Source organism: Algiphilus aromaticivorans DG1253 (genome assembly GCF_000733765.1).
In the GTDB taxonomy this organism is placed as follows: Bacteria; Pseudomonadota; Gammaproteobacteria; order Nevskiales; family Nevskiaceae; genus Algiphilus; species Algiphilus aromaticivorans.
On the sequence record NZ_JPOG01000001.1, the window covers coordinates 1,055,239 to 1,077,675 of the forward strand.

Below are 22,437 nucleotides of genomic sequence, written 5' to 3' on the forward strand. Positions count from 1 at the left end.
CGTGCAGATCTGGCCGTAGGTGCTGCCGATGATCGCCATTAAGCAGGGGCAGCGTGGGGCCCCGTGGTGGCGTCATTGCGCTCTCATCCAGCATAAAGTCCGGTTACTGCGTCCATCGCTAGAGGGATGATTGATTTTCATCAGGTTGTCTGAGAGATACTAGGGATGAGCATGAACGACGCATTGTCCGAGCCCCTGCAGCTGCCATGCGGGGCCAGTCTCGGGAACCGGATTTCCAAGGCCGGAATGACCGAAGGGCTGTCCGACCGCTATCTACGAGCCACGCCCAAGCTCTGCAAGCTGTATGAGCGCTGGTCGCGGGGAGGGGGGGGGCTGTTGATTACGGGCAACGTGCAGATCGACAAGCGTGTGCTGGAGCGGCCCGGCAATGTCGCCATTGATGCAAATGGAGGGCGGCGAGAGCTCGAGATGTGGGCACGGGCCGGCACTTCTGGGGGCAATCATCTGTGGATGCAGATCTCGCATGCGGGGCGCCAGGCGCCGTGGTACGCCACATGGGAGCCCTTGGCGCCGTCGGAAGTGCAGCTCAAGATTCTGGGCACCTACCGCAAGCCGCGAGCCCTCACCGGGGGAGAGATCCAGGACTTGATCGGGCGCTGGGCGACAGCCGCCGGTGTGGCCAAGGATTGCGGCTTCACCGGTGTACAGATCCACGCTGCGCACGGTTACCTGTTGAGTTCCTTCCTGTCGCCGGTGACGAATCGACGCGACGATGAATGGGGCGGTTCTCTCGAGAATCGCGCCCGCGTCGTGATCGAAACGATCCGTGCTGTGCGCAAGCGCGTGGGCCCGGATTTCCCGGTTGCAATCAAGCTGAACTCGGCGGACTTCCAGCGAGGAGGCTTCGAGTTCGATGATTGTCTGCGACTAGTGGAAATGCTCAATGCCGAGGGGCTGGACCTCATGGAGATATCCGGCGGTTCGTATGAGCAACCGCGTCTTCTGGGTTACCAGGGCGACGCGCAGTCAGCTCATGGAAGCAAGAGCACGGCGAAGCGCGAGGCCTACTTCCTGGAGTATGCGAAGCAAGTGCGGGCATTGGCGAAGATGCCGGTTATGGTCACCGGTGGTTTCCGGAGCCGCGAGGTCATGCTTTCCGCACTTGAGTCCGGGGATGCCGATGTCGTCGGTATCGGTCGTCCCATGTGTGGTGATCCGGACATCGCCGGCAAGCTGCTGCGGGGCGAGGTTTCCGAGACGCCTCGATTCGAGCAAACGCTCACGATCATGCGCGGGAGCCAGTCCAATCCGCTCTCCAGGCTCTGGCCCTTACAGGTCTTCGGCCAGCAGGCCTGGTACTACATGCAGTTGTTCCGGATGGGACGCGGCAAGGATCCGAAATGGTCGCTGCGGCCGATGGTGTGTTTTCTGCGCTACCAGATGGACGAACTCTTGCAGTCGCTACTTTTGAAGCGGCGCAATCCGCCAGTCGAGCAGGAGGTGCCCGAGCATGCCGGCCACCGCTAAGAAGACTTCCCGTACCCCCAGAAAGAAGTCGCGTGTGTCCGCACCAGCGCTTGCGTCTCCACAGGAAGGAGATTCCGTAACCTCGCTGGCGGGCCGCGATGCCAATCTGCCGGAGTGGATGCTCTCGCAGGCCTATGCCGAAGAGCGGCCCAAATACGATTCGGCCGTAGTGATCGGCAGCGGTATCAGCGGTTTATGTTGTGCGGCGCGCTTGGCCCGCAGCAAGTCCTTCAATGGCAAGGTGGTCTTGCTCGGGCAGCCTCCGGCACAGAGTCGGAGACTCATCGGTGGCCTGACATTGCGGGCGCGGGCGCTGGATTACTTTGCTGCCTGCCTGGGTATTTCTCGATCTGTATTGCTCGATAGGCTGTACGACGGACGTGCAGCCGAAGTCGCGTGTCACCGTCAGGTGGCAGCGCGTTTTACGCGACACCGCAACGGCGAGTACGAGATCGGGCCCCGGGGGGAATGGATGAGCCGCTGGGAGCATCAAGGCCGTATCCTTGCGTATGGGGTCCGCAATTCGCATATGGCCGGAACGATTTATGAGTTCATGGTGCAGCAGGGCATCGAATGGAAGAATGCCAGGCCGCAGTCCTTGTCCGATTGTTTGGACTTGGCGCCGGGCAAGAAGCCTTTCGTCATAAACTGCAACCCCGCACCTTTACCGGGGCTGGGCGGAATTCCGGTCAAGCCGAAGCGCTTCGTCGTCGCAGCGCAGGTGCCATTCTCGGCACCGCATCGCGAAGCCAAGGGGATCCTGCAAACCAATACCAGCTTCTTTTGCGGTCGCCGGCGCGGCGGGAGTCTTGATGCGTCCGTGTGGTATCCGCTACTCGATCCGCTGTCGCCGAGTGCGCGAATGTACGCGGTCTTCTACCGCATCGTGCGGAACACTCCGAAGCTCCATAAAGCCGCGGAAACAGAAGTCTTGAAGGATCATCTGGTGGGTGTCGGTCACGCACTCGGCCTGGAACCGGTCGACCCCGAGGAGACCATGGGAACTGCGGTAGTGCCGTGCTCCGACTGGGAGGCGAATCGGGAACATACTCCGGGCTATATCGACCTGGGCAGGCTCGCGAATCTCGGAACCCCGATCATTGCCGGCGACGGAATGCCGCGCGCGGCCTTGGCCGCCTATGTAACAGCGGAAGCCCTGATTGCAGGGGTGGAGCCGCAGGCCTATCTCAATCATGCGGGCGGGAAATGGCGGTTCGGCAACCGGGTGACGTCGCTGGCTTTCGGCCCGCACAGCTGGGCAGGAGATATGGCGCTGCGCTGGTTCCCGGGCTATGGCCTGCGGTTAATCCAGGACCGGGGCGAGACCTGGGCTGGTGTGGAATAAGCCCTCGCTGCGCAGCAATTTCTATGGATGAATCGTTATGGCCATAACAAGTCAGGGGGATGGGATATGAACCACGAGCAGTCTCACCGCATAATCAAGCACGGTGTTGCGGCGATGCTCGTCGCTCTGGCAGGCGGTTTCGCGCTCACCTTCACCATGCTGCAGGGCGTTTCGCTGTCGCCCCTTCCGATCTTTCTCGATGTCGATATTCCCGGAACCGAGCGGGGTTGGCGCATCTTTCACATCGGTATGTTGATGAACGGGATGATGGCGATCGCCCTGGCCTTCGCGCTGCGCTCTGTCACCGTCACGGCTACCGGTGCGGCGCTCGTCAGCTGGGGCGTCATCATTGCCGTGTGGGGCAACGGCATGTTCTACCTCTTCGGCATGTTCGCCTCGAACCATGGCCTCTCTCTGCATGACTCGCCGCTGGGCGAGCCCAGCTTCGCCGGTGCCCTGGCCTTCATCCCTGCCATCGTTGGGGCGACGACTTTGACAGTGGCGCTTATCGTGCTGTTGCGGGGCAAGTTGGCATCACCCTCGCGGTAGATTCCGCGTCGCTCCGAGCTGAACATGTCCGCCGGACACCGCCGTCATGCACAAAGCTTCCATGGCCCGGGCCGCGGGTGCGAATCGCGTCGCTCAACATTCTGGCGGGCCGCCCCTGGTCAAACGAGACAAGCTCCGGCCTTAAGTCTGGTTACAGGGCCATTGGGTGGCGGTAGAAATTCGCCATGCGTCGCTCTCTTGAGCAGAGCGCCTATTCCGATTCATCTACAGGAGAAAATGCATGGCGAATGATGCGGAATCAGGAACCCAAGTTGCAGCTACTGCACCCGCGGCAAACTTTCGAAGTGCGATGTCGCAGTTCCCCACCGGCGTAACCGTCGTGAGCTGTGAGGACGGTGAAGGGGTGCACGGGATGACTTGCAACAGCTTCACGTCGATCAGTCTCGATCCTGCCTCGATTCTCGTCTCGCTCAAGCCGGGCAGGACGCATCACCTAGTAGCGTCACGAGGGAGATTCGGTGTAAGCATCCTGAATGAATCGCATGAGCCTCTTGCGAAAGATTTTTGCGGGGCGCGGGCGGGCGAGGCGCAGTCCAATTTCGTAACGCGGCGTTTGGTCCCCACCTTGCGCGATGCGCTGGCCTGGTTCGAATGTCGTCTGATCCGTCAGGTTGAAGTGCACGACCACACGCTTTTCGTCGCTCGGGTGGAAGCCTGCGGAAGCATCGCGGGTGGCCCGCTGGTGTTCTTCGGCGGGAGCTTCTACCGGCCAACCGCGTTCGGTGGCGGCCTGGATGAACGGGCCGGCACGCAAGGCGCTACGCCTCGCCTCTCGTCACACCGCCCGGGGCTCTCAGAAGCATAAGGTGGCACTGTGGTGATTCCTCGGGGAGGTTTCGCGACCGATGGCATGAGTCGACAAGTACACGAATTCGGGAGCGAAGGGTCGGATTGGCCGCCCACGCCGCGGTTCGCGGCGCCATCCTACAACTGCGCGGTATTGCGGCGGCCACGACTGGAAGATGAGCTGTGCGAGGCGGTCAGAACGCGTGTGCTCAGCGTCGTGTCAGCTCCTGCCGGTTACGGGAAATCGCTGTTGGTGTCTACTGCCTGCGAGACGCTCAGTAGGCAAGGAGCCCGACCGGTCTGGATCCATCTCGATGCACAGGATAGTGGCTACGACGGCATGATCCGGACCCTTGATCATGCCTTCCGGCCCCAGGCGCAGGCATCCCTAGAAGCAGCACCGCGACGCGTCCGAGGACAGAAGCACGATAAGAATTACACCTACATACTGGAATGGCTCGATCAGCTCGCCAGTAATGACGAGCCGGTCATACTCGTATTCGACGATTACGAAGTAGTCAATGACGCGGCGGTCCACGAGCTTCTGGACAACCTGATCAAGAGCTATATTCCGAACGTCCACACTATCGTGCTGAGCCGAGGAGTTCCTCCTTTATCGTTGTCGGCGCTGCGACATCGGCAACAGTTGTACGAAATCGGACGACGCGAACTCGCGTTCACCAAGGACGAGATCGAGGTGTTCCTCAACAGGCAGTATTCGATCGAAGTCACTCCCCGCAATCTCGAGGTCATTGAAGCGAGGACGGAAGGCTGGCCCGTGGCGGTGCAATTGGTTGGGCTGGTGCTGTCGCACCGAAGTGATGCGACCGGGTTCATTGAGGGTCTCTCCGGTAGCGACGTGGACGTGGCGGATTTCCTGAGCGCCGAGGTCCTGTCACGTCAGTCGCCGGATATAACGGATTTCCTGTTGCGGATCTCACCGCTGTCGAGGGTTAGCGCAGAACTCTGCGTCGCGGTTATCGGGTCTCCGCATGCGCCGAAGCTGCTCGATTGCGCGGTGCGCTCCAACCTCCTCTTGTTTCCGGTAGACAGAAACAATACTTGGTTCCGCTTCCACCCCCTTTTCCGGGAGTTTCTTGAGGGCCAGCTACTGCAGCATCCCGAGATATCGCGGGACAAAATCCTGCGGGCAGCGATGAGTTGGTGTAAGCAGAACGATTTACCCGCTGATGCAATCAATTACGCGTTGGAATTGACCGATTCCACCCAGGCCGCGCAGCTGGTGACCGAATATGCGGAACGCTTCGTATATACCACTGGCGATCATTCCCTGTTCCTGGCTTGGATGGAGCAGCTCAAGTCCTACCCGAAGAAATACGCCTTCGACCTGAGGTACTGGCAAGCGTGGGCGCTGACAATATCGCATCGTACTCGGGATGCGGAGCGCGCGCTAAAGGATATCGAGAAGTCCTACGCGAGGGAGTCACCAAGAAACCAAACCCGAATGCGGAGAGCGCGTATTGAAATTATCCGCATTCTGCTTTACGTGTTCACGGATCGATGGGTGGACTGCATCAATGCTGCAACGGAATGGCTCGCCATCTATCAGGATGACGATGCATTCGATACTTGCTCGATAGCTACAGCACTGGCAGCCGCGTCGTGTACTACGGGCGAGTTCGCGATGGGGCGGAGCGCGCTGCAGACCGCTCGCTATGCGGTGGAGGCCGCCCATAGCCCCTATGCGGAGTCTTGGGTCGGCGTTATCGAGGGACATCTCGCGATGTCCTTGGGGGATTTCCGCGTGGCGCGTTCCGTCCTGATGCATCAGTTCGAGTGCACTAGTCGGGCGCTGGGCTATTCCTCCAGCGCGCTATCTACGGTGAGTCTCCTGCTTGCAGGGGCATGCTATGAACTGGGCGACCTGGAGCATGCAAAAAAGTATCTCAAGTTCGGGCTGCCGCATATCAACGATCACGGGCTTATAGAGAGCGCTGCCTCGGGCTTTCGCGTAATGATCCGCACGAGGGAGAAAAGCGACGGGCTGGAGGCTGCTTTGGAGGCGTACCGCGATTGTGAGCGGCATTCTCGTGCCTACGGGGCTCGCTTGGCGCTTATGCTCATGAACGAGTACGTATGTCTGGTGCTTCGACACGCAAGGGTGGACAAAGCGGTAGAGGAAACGGGTTTTGACGGCAACTCCTTTGCAAGCGACTACTTCGTGGCCCGCGAAGGGGAGGATGAGTTGTGCGGATTGGTGCGAGCGCTGATCTCTGCACGTGTGCTTATCGCGTCGAATCAATCGGAGTCGGCGCTCAGAGTGCTGTCTCCGGCACTGGCAACCGCATCTCGCACGAATCGACGAGCTTACAAGGTGGAGCTACTCATCCTGCGAAGCCGCGCTGAGTACGTGGAGGGCAATGATCAGAGAGCGCGACGTACGTTGCTGGAGGCGATGACAGAAGCTGCCCCCCTCGGAATGACACAGGTCTTTCTGGACGAAGGCGCCGAGTTGCGTCCCTTGCTTGACCCCGTTATGCCCATGTTTGCGCAGTTGCCGGATGCCAGTGAGAGCTTCATCAATGCGATGAGGGCCTTTTCCGCGAGCGCGAAACGGAAGGACGGTAATCGGAGTAGTAGCTCTTGTGTACCTGAGGAGCTTTCCTCGCGCGAGGTACAGATTCTGCAGTTGCTGGAGTCGGGTCTTACCAATGAAGAGGTTGCGTCGCGCCTTTTCCTGTCTCCTAAAACCATAAAGTGGCACCTATATAACGCTTACCAGAAGCTCGGAGTGAAGAACAGGACTGGGGCGCTCGCAAAGGCTAGGGAGGGAGGAATGGTCTGATTCCGGGGGAGGGTCGCGTTTCCGCGAGATCCGGGCATGCGTGAAGAAGAATCGCATCGAAGATGTCAGCCCGGGAATCCGCCACAAACGAGCTCAGCCCCTCCAAGCCTGGGGGGCGAACATAACGCTCTCTGGTCCAGCCCTATCTCGCGGATCACGGCCGCTGCACAGCGCCATTTCTGGCGCTCGTTGAAGACGGGGGCGGCCGAAGGCACATACATTCGCTAATGTGTGCGTCACGCGTGGACAGGAGAGTGCGTCATGGCGGAATCCGGGAAGGTGGATGCGGCCTTGCGTGGCGCGATCGGGGCTGAGCCGCCGGCGCCGGTGGCCGAGCTGGATGCTACGGAGCAGCGCGCGCTGGCCGCGCTCATCGCCGATTCGCGGCAGCGACAGCAACAGCAGTTGCAGAAGGCGCTGGAAGACGCGCTCGGCTACCTGCCACGGTTGCTGCGCGCGCCGGTGCGGCGCGTGCTCTTTCCAAAGCGGGGAGGCGGCAAGTGAGCCGGCTGGCGCATCAGGCGGAGATCCTCAAGCTCGCGCGTTTTCTGGACGTGGCACCGGAGAAACTTTCCATGCTCGACCCGGTGCCTGCAGAAGCCATCCGTCGTTTGCGCGAGCAGGCCACCGAGCAGTTCTTCGCCTCGGACGAGGCTTTCTTCCGGCGCGTGGTGTCAGCCTCGCGCCTGCTGCCGATCTCGATACTGACGGTGGTGGCCGAAAAGGTGCTCGGCCCGATGCTCAGCGCCCGCGTCGCCGGTCAGATGGATGTGGACCGCGGTGTCGGCATCGCCGAGCGGCTGCCAACGGAGTTTCTGGCCACCCTTTGCCTGAGCCTGGATCCACAGCACACGCGCGATCTGGTCCGCGCCATGCCGGAGGCGCGCCTTCGCGATGTCGCGCGCGAGCTGGCCGCGCGTGGCGAATACGTCACCATGGCGCGCTTCGTCGACATCCTGGATGCAAAGGTCATCGCGGCCGTCATCGAGGAGATCGACGATGCGGGCCTGCTGCACAGCGCCTTCTTCGCCGAGAACCGGGCGCGGCTGGAAGAGATCATGGCGCAGCTGCCGGTGGCGCGCCTGAAGCGGATCATCGAAGCGGCTGCCGACAATGCCGAGCTCTGGCCCGATGCGCTGTCGCTCATGGAGCACGTCGGCGAAGGGTGGCGCGGTCGGCTCGGCGACCTCGCTGCCGAGCTGGATCCGAGCGTGCTGACCAGCATGATCACGGCCGTGCGCGACAACGCGCTCTGGTCGGTGGCGCTATCGGTCTTTGCCTGTATGAGCGAGGCCAGCCAGCGCCGCTTCGCCGCTCTGGACATCCTGCAGGACCACGACGTGCTGGCTGACGCGATGGCGGCGGCGGATCGTGAGCAGCTCTGGCCGCAGGTGCTGCCCATGATCGCCTTCATGGAGGAATCGGGGCGTGGCCGCGTGGCGCAGGCTGCCGAAACCCTGGACGGTGAGCAGATGCTGCGCGTGGCCGAAGCCGCTTCGAAGCACGAGCAGTGGCCGCAACTCTTGCAGCTGATTGCGGCTATGCCTGGCGGCCAGCAGTCGCAGACCGTCAATCTGCTCGGCATGGCGCCGGAGCGCACGCTGCAGGGCTTGCCCGAAGCGCTGGAGGCCGAGCAGGCCTGGGATCTGCTCGCCGGCGCCTGGCCGACGCTGGCCGGAGGTGCGCGCAAACGCCTGCGCAGCGTCGCCAAGGGCGCTGGGCTGACAAATCGTCTGCCAGCGGATCCGGCTTGAGAGGCGGCCGGCGTTATGAGCTCAGCCTGCAAGGAAGGCCCGTGCAGGTGGAGCACAAGGCGGTGCGCTATTTGCGTCTGCGCGTACGGCACGATGGGCAGACGCGCGTAAGCGCGCCGCTGCGTGTATCGCAGGCCGAAGTGCGGGCCTTCCTCGACGAGCGCGCGGACTGGATCCAGCGCCAGCAGCAGCGCCTGGCGGCCACGCCGCGGTCGGCCGGCTTTGCACTCGCCGACGGCGAGTGCCTGCCCTTCGCCGGCGGGCCGCTGACCCTCTGCGTGTCCGAAGGACGGCCGGCTTGCTGGCGCGAGGCCGACACGCTACAGCTGCGCGTGCCGGCGGCGCATGATGTCGCGGCGCGCCGCGAGTGCCTGCTCGGCTGGTACCGGGCTCAGCTCGCCGAGGTTCTGGAGCAACGTATGCCGCATTGGGCGGCGCATATGGGGCTGGCGCTTCCGGAGTGGCACATCCGCAACATGGCGACCCGCTGGGGCAGCTGCAATCCGACACGTGGCCGAATCAATATCGCACTGCGCCTGATGGCGCAGCCCTCAGCTTGTCTCGACTACGTCATCGTGCACGAGCTGGCGCATCTGCGCGTGGCTGGCCACAACCCGGCCTTCTGGGAGACGGTGGCAGGCGCGATGCCGGAATGGCGTTCGGCGCACGATCACTTGCGCACCGGCAGCGGCGAACCGGGTCTCTGGCGCTAGGCGAGCGGCCTTCCGTCACTTCTTCTCGGGTGCCGATTCGCGCTCGGCACGGCAGACCCAGACCGCGCAGGGCGCGTGGCCGAGCACACGCTCGGTAACGCTGCCGACGAAGAAGTGCTCCCAGGAACCGAGGCCGGCCGTGGCCATGACGATGAGGTCGACGCCATGCTGGCGCGCCGTGTCCACGATCGTGCGCGCCGGCGAGCCGGCCACCACGCTGCGCTTGGGGGCAACCGGCAGCTCGACGCTGGCGAGGAAGTTGTCCAGCGCGGTGGCGGCGTGCTCGTGCTGGATGTTCTCCAGGCTCATAGGGTAGTGCGGCGGCAGGAACCAGTCATCGACGGCGTGCAGCGCGACCAGCTCCGCGCCATGCTTGTGGGCGATGGCGGCTGCGGTTTCCAGGGCGCTGCGTGAGGGCTGCGACAGATCCACAGGTGCGAGCACGCGACGGAAGCGCTCCGTCGGGGTGGCCGGATCATCCAGCGGCACGATCAGCGTGGCCACCGGCGCCGATCGCACCAGGTCCTGCGCCTCCGAGCCGAGGAACAGCTTCTTGACGCCGCTTCGGCCGTGGCTGCCGGCGACGATGAGATCGATATCGTGCTCCTCGGCGTAGGCGGTGACGGCCGGCGCAGCGCCAAGATCGAAGCGCATGGCCTGTGTGACCGGGACGCCGATGTTCTGGACGAGGCTGTCCATGCGGCTGCGCGCCTCTTCCTTCTGCCGCTCGTCGATGTAGCCCTCGACGGTGCCGAACTCGGGCATGTACATGGTCGGTGAGGCGACCTGGACGTGCAGTACATGCAGCTCAGCGCCGTGATCGCGCGCCAGCTGCACGGCGCGCGCCTGCGCGCTGGCGGAAGCCTCCGAAAAGTCGGTGGCGAAGAGGATGCGCTGGATGCCCTTCATGCTGTCTCCTGCGGAATGATTGTCGTCCGAACGGCGATTGAAGCAAGCTTCCAGCATAGACCCTGCCGGCGTCGCCTTAAAGCGATGGCCCGCGACGGCATGCCCATCGGGCATCATCGCGACATGAATGCTGCGCTCGCCGCTACGGATCTCCGCGACCTGGCCATTGCGCTGGCGCTTGGCCTGCTGATCGGTCTGGAGCGGGGTTGGCGAGAGCGCAATGCAGGGGAAGGCGAGCGCGTGGCCGGCATTCGTACCTTCGCGCTGCTCGGATTGCTTGGCGGCAGCGTGATGATGCTCGCCCGCGAATCGAGCCTGCTGCTACCGGCGGCCTTCCTCGGCCTGGCGCTTCTGCTGGTGGTTGCGCATCGCTACGAGGTGCGCAGGGACAACGATGCCGGCATCACCACGATGGTTGCCGCGCTGCTGACCTTCGCGCTGGGCGCATTGGTCGTGGCGGGCTTCGCGCTCGTGGCGGTAGCGGTCGCCGTCATCAGCGTCTTCATCCTCGATGCCAAGACGCGCTTGCACGGCTGGCTGACACGCCTATCCGAGAGCGAGCTTCTTGCCATCTTCAAGCTCCTGCTGATATCCGTGGTGGCGCTGCCGCTGCTGCCGAATCGTGGCTTTGGCCCGGGCGGGGTGCTGAATCCCTTCGAGATCTGGTGGCTGGTGGTGTTGATCGCGGCGCTGTCGTCGGTCGGCTACTTCGCGATGCGTCTGGTCGGCACCGGCCGCGGTCTTCTGCTCACCGGGGCACTTGGCGGACTGGCTTCCTCGACCGCGCTGACTTTGAGCTTTGCGCGCTTGCATCGCCGCTCGCCCGCGCTGGTGGCGCCGTTGTCGGTGGGAATCCTGCTCGCCTGCGCGATGATGTTTCCGCGTGTCTGGATCGAGACGGTGCTGGTGGCTCCGGAGCTGGCGCCCGGGCTCGTGGCACCGCTGCTGGTGATGACCTTACTGCCGGCCGCGAGCCTGTTCTTCGTCACATCCGGGCCTGCCAGCCAGACGAGCCGCCCCGCCGAGGCGCTGAGCAATCCCTTCGAGATGCGCGCGGCGCTCCAGTTCGGCCTGTTGCTGACCGCGGTGATGCTGCTCAGCCACTTCGGGCGCGAGATCTTCGGTGATCTGGGCGTCTATATCGTGGCGATCATTGCCGCAGTCGGCGATGTCGACGCCATCACGCTGAGCATGGCGCGTCAATCCTCCCGCGGTCTCGATGCCGAAGTGGCCCAGCGCGCCATCGTGCTGTCGGCCGCAGTGAATACGGTTACGAAGGGCGTCATCGCCGCACTGGTGGGCGGCGCACACTTGTGGCGAAGCGTTGCGCTGCCACTCGTGATTTCGGCTGTCAGCGGCGTGACCGTCGTGCTTCTGTTCTGACTTCTTGCGCCCCTAGGAGGGGTCGACGCCCTCCACGCGGTATTCGCGTCGCAGGGCGCGCGTCAGATTGATACAGCAGAAGAGCAGAATCACTGCGACCGGCAGGCCGGCTGTGATCGAAGCGGTCTGCAGGCTGTCCAGCGCCTGCTGCCCGCCCACCAGCAGCAGGGTCGCCGCAACTGCGCCTTCGGTCAGCCCCCAGATCACGCGCTGACGGCGCGGCGAGCGCTTGCTGCCGCGCGAAATCAGCGCATCGACCACGTGTGTGCCTGAATCCGATGAGGTGATGAAGTAGGTAGCGATCAGCAAGGTGGCGAGCCCTGAGCTGATGGTGGCCAGTGGCAGCTGCTCCAGCGTGACGTAGAGCGCCACGGTGGTATCGGCCGCAACCGCCGAGGCGATGTCGGCGGCGCCGGACAGCTGGAGGTCGAGTGCGGTGCCCCCGAAGGTCGCCATCCAGAAGAAGACGAAGAGGCTGGGCATGGCCAGGACGCCGCCGATGAACTGGCGGATGGTGCGTCCGCGTGAGATGCGCGCGATGAAGATGCCCACGAAGGGGGACCAGGCAATCCACCAGGCCCAGTAGAACATGGTCCATTCCTTCTGCCAGGCCGAGCTGTTGAAGGCGTCCGCGCGCAAGCTCAGGGCGATCAGCTGCTGGAAGTACTCGCCGGTGGCATCCAGCAGGAAACGCAGGATGAAGAGGGTCGGTCCGGCGATGAGCACGAAGGCGAGCACCACCAGCGCCAGAACGAGATTGAAGACGCTCAACCATTTCAGGCCGCGGCCGAGCCCTGAGATCACCGACATGACGGCCACGCCAGTGATGCAGGCGATGATGCCAACCTGGTAGCCGGGGGCTACCGGAAGGCCGATCAGCAGGTTCAGGCCGGTGTTGAGCTGCAGGGCCCCGAATCCGAGCGAGGTCGCCAGGCCGAATAGGGTGCCGAAGACAGCCAGGATGTCGATGGCGTGACCGATCGGGCCGTAGATGCGGTCGCCCAGCATGGGATAGAAGATCGAACGGATGGTCAGTGGCAGGCCGTGCCGGAAGCTGAAATAGGCCACCGAGACGCCGAGCACGACGTAGACCGCCCAGGCGTGCAATCCCCAGTGGAAGAAGGTATAGACCATCGCCTGACGCGCGGCTTCCGGCGTACCGCCCTCACCGGAGGGTGGGGACTGGAAGTGCAGGATGGGCTCGGCCACGCTCCAGAAGACCAGCCCGATGCCCATGCCGGCGCTGAAAAGCATGGCGAACCACGCCAGAAAGCCGAATTCCGGACGGTCGTCCGGCATGCCGAGCCGAACGCTGCCGTAGCGGCTGAACGCGAGCCAGATCAGAAAGGCCAGAAAGCCGGTGACCGCGACCAGGTAGCTCCAGCCGAGATACTCGGTGATGAAAGCATGCAGCGCGGAGAAGGCCGCGCTGGCGGTCTCCGGCATCGTCGCGCCGAAGAGCAGGAAGGCGAGCACCACGCTCCCCGATATCGTGAAGACGGTCGGATTGACGGTGGAGAAGAAGTTCTGGAGGCGCGCCTTCATGACGCCACCGGACCGGCGAAGTCGCACAGCAGCATGTCATTCATGCGTCGGGGGTGCCCTGCTTAGCCTCCCGGAAGCCGGTCAGCTCGGCTTCCTGCAGCAGGTGGTCCGCTGCGGCCGTTTCGAAGTCGGGGCGCTTGGCGCCGTCCGCGAGATCGAGCATGCGGTCCAGGGCGAGCAGGCGAAAGCGGTAGTGGTGGCGACCTTCGGCCGGTGCCGGCCCTAGGTATCCGTGTTCGCCGAAAGTATCCAGCCCCACGCAACAGCTCTCCGGAAGCGCGTCGTTGGCGATGTGTTCGGTTTCCGGTGGAAGATTCCAGACCAGCCAGTGGGTCACGGTGCCGAGCGGGGAATCGATGTCTTCCAGCAGCAGGGCAAGGCTGGCGGCGGTCTCCGGCACGCTCTCGATACGCAGGGGTGGCAATTCGTTGGCGTCCGGCGCGGTGTAGCGCTCCGGGATCTGTTCGCCGTCGTTGAAGGCTGGACTGCTCAGACGCATCGGAGGCTCGGTTCGGAAGAGGCGCCGGCGCCGCGAGGGGCGCCGGCGCGTGCCACGTCAGCCTAGCAGGCCTTGCAGAGGTCGAGTTTCAGTCGCCGCGATGAATCCACACAGAGCAAGGCGCGTGACTGAGGACGCGCTCGGTGACACTGCCGAGCAGAAAGCGCTCCCAGCCGCTGAGTCCGGCGCTGCCCATGACGATGAGGTCTGCCTTGCGGTCGCCGGCGGTATCGACGATGGCACGTGCCGGTGATCCGATGACGGCGGCCCGGATCGGGTCCGGCTGTACGGGGTGCTCGGCCAGAAAGCTTTCCAGTGCCTCCTCGGCGTGCTCGCGGCCGATCTGCTCGGGACTGATCGGGTAGTAGGGAGGCAGCAGCCACTCATTGAGGACATGCAGCGCAATCAGCTCGGCTTTCGATTCGGAAGCGATGGCCGCCGCCTGCTTCAATGCTGCGGCCGAGGCTGCGGAGAAGTCGAGCGGCGCCAGCACCCGCTGGAAGGGCTGGTCGTCGCCGCTGCCATCCGAGCGCACGATGAGCGTGGACACAGGTGCGCTGCGCGCCAGGTCGCGTGCCTCCGATCCGACGATCAGATTGCGGATGCCGCTGTGGCCGTGGCTGCCGGCGACAATCAGATCGATGCCGTTTTCTTCGGCATAGGCCGCCACCGTGGCTGCTGCGCCACGCGCGAAGCGGATCTCCTGAACCACCGGCACGCCGATGTTCTGGATGAGCTGGTCCATGCGCCGGCGCGCATCCTCCTTCTGCGCCTGCTCGATGACATCCGCGGCCGTGGCGTGTTCGGGAATGAACATCGTCGGCGAGGCAACCTGCACGTTCAGGACATGCAGTTCCGCCCCATGCTGGCGTGCAAGCTGGACCGCGCGCGTCTGCGCGGGCGCGGAGGCTTCCGAAAAATCGGTTGCGAAAAGAACGCGCTTGATGCCAGTCATGGTGGGTCTCCTTTCTCGTCAGGATCCTGATGGTGCAGCGCGAAAGACCGGGGCGCTATGCGACTTTCTGCTGAGACGTCGGCCGCTCGTCCTGATGCGCCATCCGGGGCCATGCGAGCCCTCAGCGATGGACCGTCCCGAGCTGGCAAGAGCTTCGCGCTGTCCCGTTCCGTGCCCAATTGGCCCGCCCGGCAACAGCACGTCATGCGTCCTCCGGCCATTCGCGTTCCAGCAGATCGAGCTTGTCGGGCTTGCCGTCCCATTCCTCGGCGTCGGGCGGCGGGTCCTTCTGCTCGGCGATGACCGGCCATTCCTTGGCGAGCTCGGCATTGAGCTCGATGAAATGCGCCTGCTCTTCGGGTACGTCATCGTCGGGATAGATGGCGCTGGCCGGGCACTCGGGCTCGCACAGCGTGCAGTCGATGCATTCCACGGGGTCGATGACGAGGAAGTTCGGGCCTTCGTGGAAGCAATCCACCGGGCAGACTTCCACGCAGTCGGTGTACTTGCACTTGACGCAGTTATCGGTGACAACGAAGGTCATGAGAAGCCTCCCGGCAGCGCGTGGCGCTGCCGTTGATCAATAGAGTGGGGCGATGCGTGAGACTAGCTGGTGCAGAGGCTACAGCTGTCCGAGTCGGTATCGCGCGTTGGTCGCATCTGACTGCGCAGGCTGCGGAAGAGGCGCAAGGCCTGATCAGAGCTGTCGGTCAGTGGTGTGACTACAGACTTCGTCGATTCGGCGGCCAGCGCCTTCGCGAAAGCGTGTGTGAAGTCACGGCATTCCTTGGCCAACGCCTGCCGGCGCATGATGCAGCCGTCGATCACGGCGGCCAGATGCCCGGCGAGCGCGTCGGCGGCATGTGCCGATGGGGACCAGAGTGCATCGTGCTGCACGGTCCGCCGGTGTGCACGCTCTCGCAGCGATTCGACGATGCCGAGCATGGCTTCGATATCCGGATCGGCGCCTTCAGCCATGGCTTCGCACTGGCGTCCTAGGATGCGCAGCAGCCCATGCAGCGCCTGACGGCGCTCCTTCACAGGTGGGGAGATGGGGGCAGGCATGGCAGCTCTCCGCGGTGGACTTGAAACAAGTATACAAAATACATGTTATTGCCGCAAGCGCAGTGTGGGGCAGGAGCCATCGGCACTAAGTCACGCCCTGGGCGAGCATGGCGTCCGCAACCAGCGCAAAGCCCGCCACATTGGCGCCGCGCTGATAGTCGATGCGGCCACTGTCGTCGCGGCCATAGGCAACGCAGGTCTCGTGAATGCCGCGCATGATGACGCGCAGCCGTTCGTCGACCTCGGCGCGCGGCCACTTCAGCAGGGTCGCGTTCTGTGCCATCTCCAATCCCGACGTCGCCACACCGCCGGCATTGGTTGCCTTGCCGGGTGCGTAGAGCACCTTCGCGGCGTGCAGCCGGCGCGCGGCCGCCGAGTCGGTTGGCATGTTGGCGCCCTCGGCCACCAGCCAGACGCCGTTGTCGACAAGCGTTACTGCGTCATCCTCCTGAAGCTCGTTCTGCGTCGCGCAGGGCAGGGCAACATCGCCGGGCACATGCCACGGCCGTCGCAGCGCCTCAAAGCTCAGGCCGTGCCGCTCGGCGAAGTCGGCGAGTCGGCCGTAACGCTGCGTCTTGAGTTCGTGGATATCCAGCAGCATCGTCGGCGTGATGCCGGTGTCGTCATCGACGACCAGCGTGCCGCCGGAATCCGACAGCGTGACGACGCGGCCACCCAGCTGCATGACCTTCTCGGCAGCGTGAAGCGCGACATTGCCGGCGCCTGAGATCAGTACGCGCTGGCCTTCCAGCGAGCGGTTGTGTTGCTCAAGCATTTCCTCCACGAAATAGACCAGGCCGTAGCCTGTGGCCTCCGGGCGCATCAGGCTGCCGCCGTGGGACGGGTGCTTGCCGGTGAAGAAGGCCGAAGCGTCGTTGCGCAGCTTCTTGATCATGCCGGCCATGTAGCCCACTTCGCGCGCGCCCACCCCGATGTCGCCGGCAGGGATATCGGTTTGCGGTCCAAGGTGGCGGTGCAGTTCGATGGCCAGGGTCTGGCAGAAACGCATGATCTCGGCCGGGCTCTTGCCCTTGGGGTCGAAATCGGCGCCGCCCTTGGCGCCGCCGATGGGGATGGTTGTCAGCGCGTTTTTGAATGTCTGCTCGAAGGCCAGGAACTTGAGCACCGACAGCGTCACCTGCGGGTGGAAGCGCATGCCGCCCTTGAAGGGGCCGATGGCCGAGCTGTGCTGCACGCGCCAGCCCCGGTTGACCTGTGTGCAGCCACTGTCGTCGCACCAGGCGATGCGGAACTGGATGATGCGCTCGGGCTCCACGATGCGCTCCAGCAGGCCGTTCTCGGCATACCGCGGGTTGGCGTCGATGAAGGGCCAGATGCTGCTCATGACCTCTTCGACAGCCTGCAGGAACTCGGGCTGATCGGGGTCGCGATGCCGGACATGCTCCAGAAAGGCAGAAAGTTCGTTGTTGCGCACGGCAGGCTCCCAGTGACTCTGACCAGTATCGTGCGCCATTCATCGCCATGCGGCATTGATCTCCGTCAGCTTCTCTTCGGAATGGGGACGGAATGACGCAAAGGGCGCCAGGGGCGCTCAATTGCTGGCGAGAGGCTGATCTGGATCAAGAATCGCGCCGCGTGCGGGGGCTAGGCTCGATCTGCCTACACTCCAGTGATTCCGCCATGGCCTTCGATTCAGAACTCGTCGCACGCTACGACACGCACGGGCCGCGTTACACCTCCTATCCGACGGCGGCGCAGTTTCACGCGGGCTTCGGTACTGCGCACTACCTGGAGGCCGTCGAAGCCTCCAATGACGAGCCGATCCCTCGCGACCTGTCGCTCTACGTGCATCTGCCCTTCTGCAACAGCGCTTGCTGGTACTGCGCCTGCCACCGAAGCATCACGCACCGCGACGATCGTGCGCGCAGTTACCTGAGCGCTCTCTACGAGGAGATCGTTCGCAAGGCCGCACATTTCGACCGCGACCGGCTGGTGCGCCAGCTGCATTTCGGTGGCGGAACCCCCACCTTCTACAGCCTGCAGGAACTGGCCGATATTCTGCGCATTCTGGCGCGGGCTTTCTCCTTCGCACCGTCCCGCGACTGCGAGCTGGGCATTGAGATCGATCCCCGATCCGTTAGCCCTGAAGAGGCGCGGGATCTCGCCAGGCTGGGCTTCGATCGCTTTTCCCTGGGGGTGCAGGATTTCGATCCCCGCGTGCAGCGGGCGATCAACCGCCGGCAGAGCATTGGGCAGGTGCGCGGGATCGTCGATGCCGTCCGCAAAGCGGGCGCAGGATCGGTTAGCTTCGATCTGATCTACGGCCTTCCCCACCAGACGCCGCAGCGCTTCGCTCGCACCCTGAAGCTTGTGGCTGCGTTGCAGCCGGATCGGGTCTCGGTCTATGCCTATGCCCACATGCCGGAGCGCTTCCCCCTGCAATCGCTGATGCCGGCGGATGCGCTGCCTGATTCCGCCACACGCCTTCGCATGCTGCAGCTGTGCCACGAGTATCTCGGCGCGGAGGGCTACCGCGCCATCGGCCTGGATCATTTCGTCAGGCCTTCCGACCCGCTCATGCGCGCCTTCGAGAACGGCACGTTGCAGCGAAATTTCCAGGGCTATTCCACGCATGGCGGTTGCGACCTGATCGGTCTGGGAGCCAGTGCGATCTCCAGCATCGGCGACGTCTATGCACAGAATGAAACCGATATTCGGCGATGGCAGGCCACGCTGCAGACGGGTGAGTTGCCGATTGCGCGCGGGCTCCGTCTCAATGCCGACGATCGCTTGCGCCGGGACGTCATCCAGGATCTGATGTGCCGCGGGCACGTCGACACGGCTGCCGTGGCAGCCGAGCACGGCCTGGATTTCTGGCGCTATTTCGCTGACGCCCTCGCGCCCCTCGAAGCCATGTCCGAGGACGGATTGCTGGTCATGGACGCTGGCAGCCTGCGCATCACCGAGAAAGGTCGTCTGCTTATGCGCAATGTGGCAATGGTCTTCGATGCCTACGCGGCAACATCGCCGCAGAAGCGCTTCTCGCAGGTCATCTAGAAAGTGCTTGCGCTTAGCCGGTGACTCTTCGTGTCACAGCGCGCCCGATGAAGCGGAACTTGTCGCCCAGCGGAAAGCGCTTGAGGACGGTGCCGACCACGCCCTTCGTGAAGCGCGTGCGCTTGGAATAGTCGATGGCGACGTCCACCACCGCGGATTGCCCGCCGTCGGCAGCCTTCAGCGCCAAGCGGATCCCCTCGTCGAGATCGTCATTGTTGTCGATGGAGATATAGCGCGCGCCGGTGGCCTGGGCGATACCGGCCAAGCGGATTTCGCCGAGCTGGGTGCAGGTTTTGCGGTTGTAGGGGATCTCTTGTCCCTGGGAGATCTGCGACAGCTCACCGTCGTGCAGCACGAAGATCACGACGCCGGCCTGCTCGACCGTGGCAGGGAGCAGTTCCATGCCGGTCATCAGAAAAGCGCCGTCGCCGGCTATCCCGACAACCTGCCGTTCCCGGTTGGCGAGCTTTGCGCCGATGGTGGCTGGCACGCAATAGCCCATGCAGTTGAAATCGGTCGGCGAAATGAAGCTGCGCGACCGCAGGATCGGCATCAGCTCGGCCGTCAGGAAGGTGTGGTTGCCGTCGTCGGTGGTGACGATGGCATCAACCGCGAGCTGCTTGCGCAAGGCTTCGAAGAAGCGTAGTGGGTTGACGCGCGGCGAGCGGTGCTTGTGCCACTCGTCGCGATAATCGCGCTTGTCGACGGCGATGCTTCCGGATACTGCCTTACGGCGCTCGACGTGCGGCTCGGTCGCGCGATGGATGCGCTGGCGCAGCATGGGCACGAGCACGCGCGCGTCGCCGATAAGGGGGACCTGCGCCGGATAGTTGCGCCCCGGCACGGCAGGGTCGATGTCGATATGGATCAACGCTTCGGGCACGCGGCAGCCGAAGCTACCCGTCGGGATCTCGGCGAAGCGCGTGCCAACGGCGAGCATGCAGTCGCAGTCCTTGAAGGCGTTGTGCGCCGCCGGCACGGCGGCTGGCCCAAAGCCCATGCCGGTATGCAGGGGGTGATCGCCGGGGAAGGCGCTCAGGCCCTGCAGTGTCGTGCTGACTGGTGCGCCGAGGTGCTCGGCGACGGCGCGGATGTCCTCGGCCACGTCCACCGCACCCCAGCCCACGAAGAGGCCGGGCTTGTCGGCCACGGCCAACATGGCGGCAGCGGCATCGAGCTGCTGCTCGATGCCCGGAGCCAGTTCCGGCAGTGTGGGCGGGACGAAGACCGGCACGCTCGCGATGTGCTCGCGGAAGAGTTGCAGGTTGACGGGGACTTCGACGAAGACGGGGCCGGGCACACCGCTCATGGCGGTTCGATAGGCCTCGAAGAGGGTCGGCACGATGTCGGTGTGCGCGGAGAGCCGCCAACTGCGCTTGCACACATTGGCGAGCAGCGCCTGCTGGTCCAGCTCGTGAATCTGATAACCGAAGGGGACATCCGTGCGCGTGCCGCCGGAGATGATGAGCATGGGAATGCCGTCGAGGTAGGCCTCGCCGATGCCGCTCATGGCGTGTGTGATACCGGCAGCCGGCACGATGGCGAGTACGCCGATCTCCCCCTGCGAGGTGCGGCTGATGGCGTCCGCCATGAAGGCCGCGCCGCACTCATGCGTAACCAACACCGGGTGAATCCGCTCGGAGCTGTTGAGTTCGTCGTAGAGTTCGGTGTTGTGCACGCCGGGGATGCCGAAGGTGTGCGATACCGGGAGTTGCTCCAGCGCATAGCGCACGAGCCAGGCGCCGGATCGCTTGCCGCCGATGGGGATGGAGTCAGTGGGCTGCAGCTGTGCTTCAGGCGTTGCCATGATCAGGCTCCTGCGATGTGATGGGTCAGGCGGCGCGCGCTCAGCACGCAGCCTCCAATGAAGGTGCCCTCCAGTGAGCGTTTGCCGTGCAGGCCACCGCCGCCGAAGCCGGCGGCTTCGCCGATGGCGTAGAGCCCGGGCATCGGCTGGCCTGAAGCGCTCAGGGCGCGACTTTCGAGATCGGTCTGGATGCCACCCAAGCTCTTGCGCGACAGGATGTGCTCGCGAATGGCGATCAGCGGGCCCGCCTTCGGGTCGATGATCGGCTGGAAACGGCAGGTGCGCACGCGGTCGCCGCGGTAATGGCGCGCGTTGTCGATGCGGCGCAGCTGCTCGTCGTTGAAGAAGCTCTTGCCGCGCGCGATCTCGGCGTCGTAGGCCGCGATGTCCTGCCGCATGCGCTCGGGGTCGACCTGCAGCCCGTAGAGGCTGCGCGCATTCATGGCCTCGGCAAGCGCTTCCAGCGAATCGGCAGCGACCATGTCGTCGGGGCATTCCCGCAGCAGGCGATCGACCAGCTCGCGATTGCCGAAGAGCACATCGCGCACCATCCGCAGACGTCGCTTGTAACGGAAGGCCTGCATGTAGTCGTAGCCCGACACGGCCAGTTCGGTGCGGGCGATGCGGCGGTTCATGATCTGCCAGCTGTACTGACCCGGTTGCCCGAGCACCGTTTCGACCAGATGGCGGGTGTCGGTATAGCCCACCAGCGGCGCCGGGCCGATGCGCTCGCCGCGGGCGTTCAGCCAAAGCGCCGAGCGTGGCGGCACGAGGCTGAGTCCGTCGTTGTCGCGTTGCCGGGCCGGATGGTGCACGCCGGCGGCGTAATGCCAGTGCCGGTCGCGGTGGGTCACATGCGCGCCTATGTCTTCCGCCAGATCCTGGAGTCTGCCGTCGCCGTAGCGGTGGGCGCCGTTGAGCAGCATGGCGGGTGGCGGCGGCAGGCTGCTGTCCCAATGCTTGCGCACCTGGCTGAGATCGCCGCCGCAGAGGCCACCGGAGGCGATGACGATGTGCTCGCCGCTGGCGCGGAAGGATGTGCCCCTATGGTTGTCCTTACCGGTGAAGGCGGCGGCCCGGCCGTTGCAGGTCTCGATAGCCACCACTTCGTGGTGGAAGGCGAGCTCCAGGCGCTGGCGGTGGGGGTGGCTCTCCAGCGCGGCCAGCACGCGGCTGACGATCTCGTTGCCGAGTCCCCAGGTGACATGCCAGCGCGGCACGGAATTGCCGGCCCGGTGCCAGCCGCGCTCGGGCCAGGTGACCACGGGCAGGAAGCGCACGCCCTTGCCGCGCAGGAATTCGTAGATGTAGGGGACCGACTGCTCACAGTAGAGGCGCGCCCAGGCCCAGGGCCACGGATCGGATGCGTCCAGCTCGCCGTAACGGCACCAGTCCTGGAAGGCGAGCTCGGGGCTGTCGCGGATGCCGGTGCGGCGCTGGTAGGGGGTATCCACCATCGTGATGCCGCCGAAGGCATCCCGGGCGAGGCCGCCGATGCGCTCGGGGCTGTCCCGATCCAGCAGCAGAACATGCCGGCCGCTGTCCAGCAGCTCGAGCGCGGCCACCAGACCAGCCAGCCCGGCGCCGGCAATTACAACATCGCTGCGGTAGCTACGTTCTGTCACGGAGGCTCCTGCCTGCTTGCCCAACCCGGCCATGGGGCGGTCCGGAATAGATATAGCAAGGCGGTACCGCCGGCGATCTGATCTAGGTCAAGGGAAGCGGATCGCTTCGCACCTACAGTCGAGCCTGGTGCATCGGGAGCGACGCGTGGCAGGCACGATCACTACATAC

19 protein-coding genes are annotated in these 22,437 nt (G+C 64.3%); 10 read left to right on the forward strand and 9 right to left on the reverse strand.

Features of this window, described 5'->3' with window-relative positions:
• Positions 1-165 precede the first annotated feature (165 nt).
• The 8 genes from U743_RS04885 to U743_RS04920 all read left to right on the forward strand — a co-directional run bounded on the left by U743_RS04885 (position 166) and on the right by U743_RS04920 (position 9,462).
• Positions 166-1,488: an NADH:flavin oxidoreductase/NADH oxidase family protein gene (locus U743_RS04885; RefSeq protein WP_232226722.1), complete on the forward strand. Its 1,323-nt coding sequence runs from the start codon at positions 166-168 to the stop codon at positions 1,486-1,488.
• Positions 1,472-2,833, forward strand: coding sequence for a hypothetical protein (locus U743_RS19030; protein ID WP_156966339.1), 1,362 nt, complete (start codon positions 1,472-1,474; stop codon positions 2,831-2,833). The genes U743_RS04885 and U743_RS19030 overlap by 17 nt, the downstream gene beginning before the upstream one ends.
• A 66-nt stretch (positions 2,834-2,899) precedes the next feature.
• Complete coding sequence (locus U743_RS17940; RefSeq protein ID WP_052367541.1) at positions 2,900-3,382, forward strand: hypothetical protein; 483 nt, start codon at positions 2,900-2,902, stop codon at positions 3,380-3,382.
• Positions 3,383-3,623: 241 nt separating this feature from the next.
• Positions 3,624-4,208 carry a styrene monooxygenase NADH-dependent flavin reductase subunit StyB gene (styB, locus tag U743_RS18670; RefSeq protein WP_084191367.1) on the forward strand — a complete coding sequence of 195 codons (585 nt, stop codon included), beginning with the start codon at positions 3,624-3,626 and terminating at the stop codon, positions 4,206-4,208.
• Between the two features lie 321 nt (positions 4,209-4,529).
• Positions 4,530-6,995, forward strand: coding sequence for a LuxR C-terminal-related transcriptional regulator (locus U743_RS04905; RefSeq protein ID WP_043765994.1), 2,466 nt, complete (start codon positions 4,530-4,532; stop codon positions 6,993-6,995).
• Positions 6,996-7,256: 261 nt separating this feature from the next.
• Positions 7,257-7,499 (forward strand): hypothetical protein, encoded by a 243-nt coding sequence (locus tag U743_RS04910; RefSeq protein ID WP_043765998.1) that lies wholly within the window; start codon positions 7,257-7,259, stop codon positions 7,497-7,499.
• Positions 7,496-8,749 (forward strand): hypothetical protein, encoded by a 1,254-nt coding sequence (locus U743_RS19260; RefSeq protein ID WP_043766001.1) that lies wholly within the window; start codon positions 7,496-7,498, stop codon positions 8,747-8,749. The genes U743_RS04910 and U743_RS19260 overlap by 4 nt, the downstream gene beginning before the upstream one ends.
• 41 nt (positions 8,750-8,790) lie before the next feature.
• Entirely contained in the window at positions 8,791-9,462 is a 672-nt protein-coding gene (locus tag U743_RS04920) for a M48 family metallopeptidase (RefSeq protein WP_043766003.1), read from the forward strand.
• A gap of 15 nt (positions 9,463-9,477) precedes the next feature.
• Here U743_RS04920 and U743_RS04925 read toward each other — a convergent pair whose 3' ends face one another.
• Positions 9,478-10,371, reverse strand: a complete 894-nt coding sequence (locus U743_RS04925; protein ID WP_198021935.1) for a universal stress protein — start codon at positions 10,369-10,371, stop codon at positions 9,478-9,480.
• An 84-nt stretch (positions 10,372-10,455) separates the two neighbouring features.
• Between U743_RS04925 and U743_RS04930 the strand changes: the two genes are divergently transcribed.
• On the forward strand, positions 10,456-11,754 hold the full coding sequence (locus tag U743_RS04930) for an MgtC/SapB family protein (protein ID WP_198021936.1): 1,299 nt from the start codon (positions 10,456-10,458) through the stop codon (positions 11,752-11,754).
• 12 nt (positions 11,755-11,766) lie between these two features.
• Here the strand turns inward: U743_RS04930 and U743_RS04935 are convergent, their stop codons facing one another.
• From U743_RS04935 to gdhA, 6 genes are all read right to left on the reverse strand, one after another.
• Positions 11,767-13,299 carry a BCCT family transporter gene (locus tag U743_RS04935; protein ID WP_043766008.1) on the reverse strand — a complete coding sequence of 511 codons (1,533 nt, stop codon included), beginning with the start codon at positions 13,297-13,299 and terminating at the stop codon, positions 11,767-11,769.
• A gap of 40 nt (positions 13,300-13,339) precedes the next feature.
• On the reverse strand, positions 13,340-13,798 hold the full coding sequence (locus U743_RS04940; protein WP_052367542.1) for a YbhB/YbcL family Raf kinase inhibitor-like protein: 459 nt from the start codon (positions 13,796-13,798) through the stop codon (positions 13,340-13,342).
• A gap of 88 nt (positions 13,799-13,886) precedes the next feature.
• Positions 13,887-14,753, reverse strand: a complete 867-nt coding sequence (locus U743_RS04945; RefSeq protein WP_043766010.1) for a universal stress protein — start codon at positions 14,751-14,753, stop codon at positions 13,887-13,889.
• Positions 14,754-14,955: 202 nt separating this feature from the next.
• Positions 14,956-15,297: a ferredoxin FdxA gene (gene fdxA / locus U743_RS04950; protein WP_043766012.1), complete on the reverse strand. Its 342-nt coding sequence runs from the start codon at positions 15,295-15,297 to the stop codon at positions 14,956-14,958.
• A 62-nt stretch (positions 15,298-15,359) separates the two neighbouring features.
• The gene (locus U743_RS04955; protein ID WP_156966340.1) at positions 15,360-15,818 is read right to left on the reverse strand and encodes a hypothetical protein; all 459 of its coding nucleotides are present in this window, start codon (positions 15,816-15,818) and stop codon (positions 15,360-15,362) included.
• A gap of 85 nt (positions 15,819-15,903) precedes the next feature.
• Entirely contained in the window at positions 15,904-17,292 is a 1,389-nt protein-coding gene (gene gdhA / locus U743_RS04960; RefSeq protein ID WP_043766017.1) for an NADP-specific glutamate dehydrogenase, read from the reverse strand.
• A 167-nt stretch (positions 17,293-17,459) separates the two neighbouring features.
• On the opposite strand from gdhA, the gene hemN reads away from it, so the two are divergent.
• Positions 17,460-18,836 (forward strand): oxygen-independent coproporphyrinogen III oxidase, encoded by a 1,377-nt coding sequence (gene hemN / locus U743_RS04965; protein ID WP_043766019.1) that lies wholly within the window; start codon positions 17,460-17,462, stop codon positions 18,834-18,836.
• A gap of 13 nt (positions 18,837-18,849) precedes the next feature.
• On the opposite strand, the gene U743_RS04970 is transcribed toward hemN, so the two are convergent.
• Both U743_RS04970 and U743_RS04975 read right to left on the reverse strand, forming a co-directional pair.
• Positions 18,850-20,643 carry a thiamine pyrophosphate-binding protein gene (locus U743_RS04970; protein WP_052367543.1) on the reverse strand — a complete coding sequence of 598 codons (1,794 nt, stop codon included), beginning with the start codon at positions 20,641-20,643 and terminating at the stop codon, positions 18,850-18,852.
• A 2-nt stretch (positions 20,644-20,645) separates the two neighbouring features.
• On the reverse strand, positions 20,646-22,301 hold the full coding sequence (locus tag U743_RS04975) for an FAD-binding protein (RefSeq protein WP_052367544.1): 1,656 nt from the start codon (positions 22,299-22,301) through the stop codon (positions 20,646-20,648).
• Positions 22,302-22,437: the final 136 nt, after the last annotated feature.

Excerpts from the sequence above, each read along its gene's own strand:
- hemN (WP_043766019.1), top strand. The coding sequence starts at position 17,460 with ATGGCCTTCGATTCAGAACTCGTCGCACGCTACGACACGCACGGGCCG.
- U743_RS04930 (WP_198021936.1), top strand. The coding sequence starts at position 10,456 with ATGGCCCGCGACGGCATGCCCATCGGGCATCATCGCGACATGAATGCT.
- U743_RS04925 (WP_198021935.1), bottom strand. The coding sequence starts at position 10,371 with ATGAAGGGCATCCAGCGCATCCTCTTCGCCACCGACTTTTCGGAGGCT.
- U743_RS04955 (WP_156966340.1), bottom strand. The coding sequence starts at position 15,818 with ATGCCTGCCCCCATCTCCCCACCTGTGAAGGAGCGCCGTCAGGCGCTG.
- U743_RS04910 (WP_043765998.1), top strand. The coding sequence starts at position 7,257 with ATGGCGGAATCCGGGAAGGTGGATGCGGCCTTGCGTGGCGCGATCGGG.
- U743_RS04905 (WP_043765994.1), top strand. The coding sequence starts at position 4,530 with ATGATCCGGACCCTTGATCATGCCTTCCGGCCCCAGGCGCAGGCATCC.
- U743_RS04935 (WP_043766008.1), bottom strand. The coding sequence starts at position 13,299 with ATGAAGGCGCGCCTCCAGAACTTCTTCTCCACCGTCAATCCGACCGTC.
- U743_RS04945 (WP_043766010.1), bottom strand. The coding sequence starts at position 14,753 with ATGACTGGCATCAAGCGCGTTCTTTTCGCAACCGATTTTTCGGAAGCC.
- styB (WP_084191367.1), top strand. The coding sequence starts at position 3,624 with ATGGCGAATGATGCGGAATCAGGAACCCAAGTTGCAGCTACTGCACCC.
- U743_RS19030 (WP_156966339.1), top strand. The coding sequence starts at position 1,472 with ATGCCGGCCACCGCTAAGAAGACTTCCCGTACCCCCAGAAAGAAGTCG.
- fdxA (WP_043766012.1), bottom strand. The coding sequence starts at position 15,297 with ATGACCTTCGTTGTCACCGATAACTGCGTCAAGTGCAAGTACACCGAC.
- U743_RS04975 (WP_052367544.1), bottom strand. The coding sequence starts at position 22,301 with ATGGCCGGGTTGGGCAAGCAGGCAGGAGCCTCCGTGACAGAACGTAGC.
- U743_RS04970 (WP_052367543.1), bottom strand. The coding sequence starts at position 20,643 with ATGGCAACGCCTGAAGCACAGCTGCAGCCCACTGACTCCATCCCCATC.
- U743_RS04940 (WP_052367542.1), bottom strand. The coding sequence starts at position 13,798 with ATGCGTCTGAGCAGTCCAGCCTTCAACGACGGCGAACAGATCCCGGAG.
- U743_RS04885 (WP_232226722.1), top strand. The coding sequence starts at position 166 with ATGAGCATGAACGACGCATTGTCCGAGCCCCTGCAGCTGCCATGCGGG.
- gdhA (WP_043766017.1), bottom strand. The coding sequence starts at position 17,292 with ATGGCGCACGATACTGGTCAGAGTCACTGGGAGCCTGCCGTGCGCAAC.
- U743_RS17940 (WP_052367541.1), top strand. The coding sequence starts at position 2,900 with ATGAACCACGAGCAGTCTCACCGCATAATCAAGCACGGTGTTGCGGCG.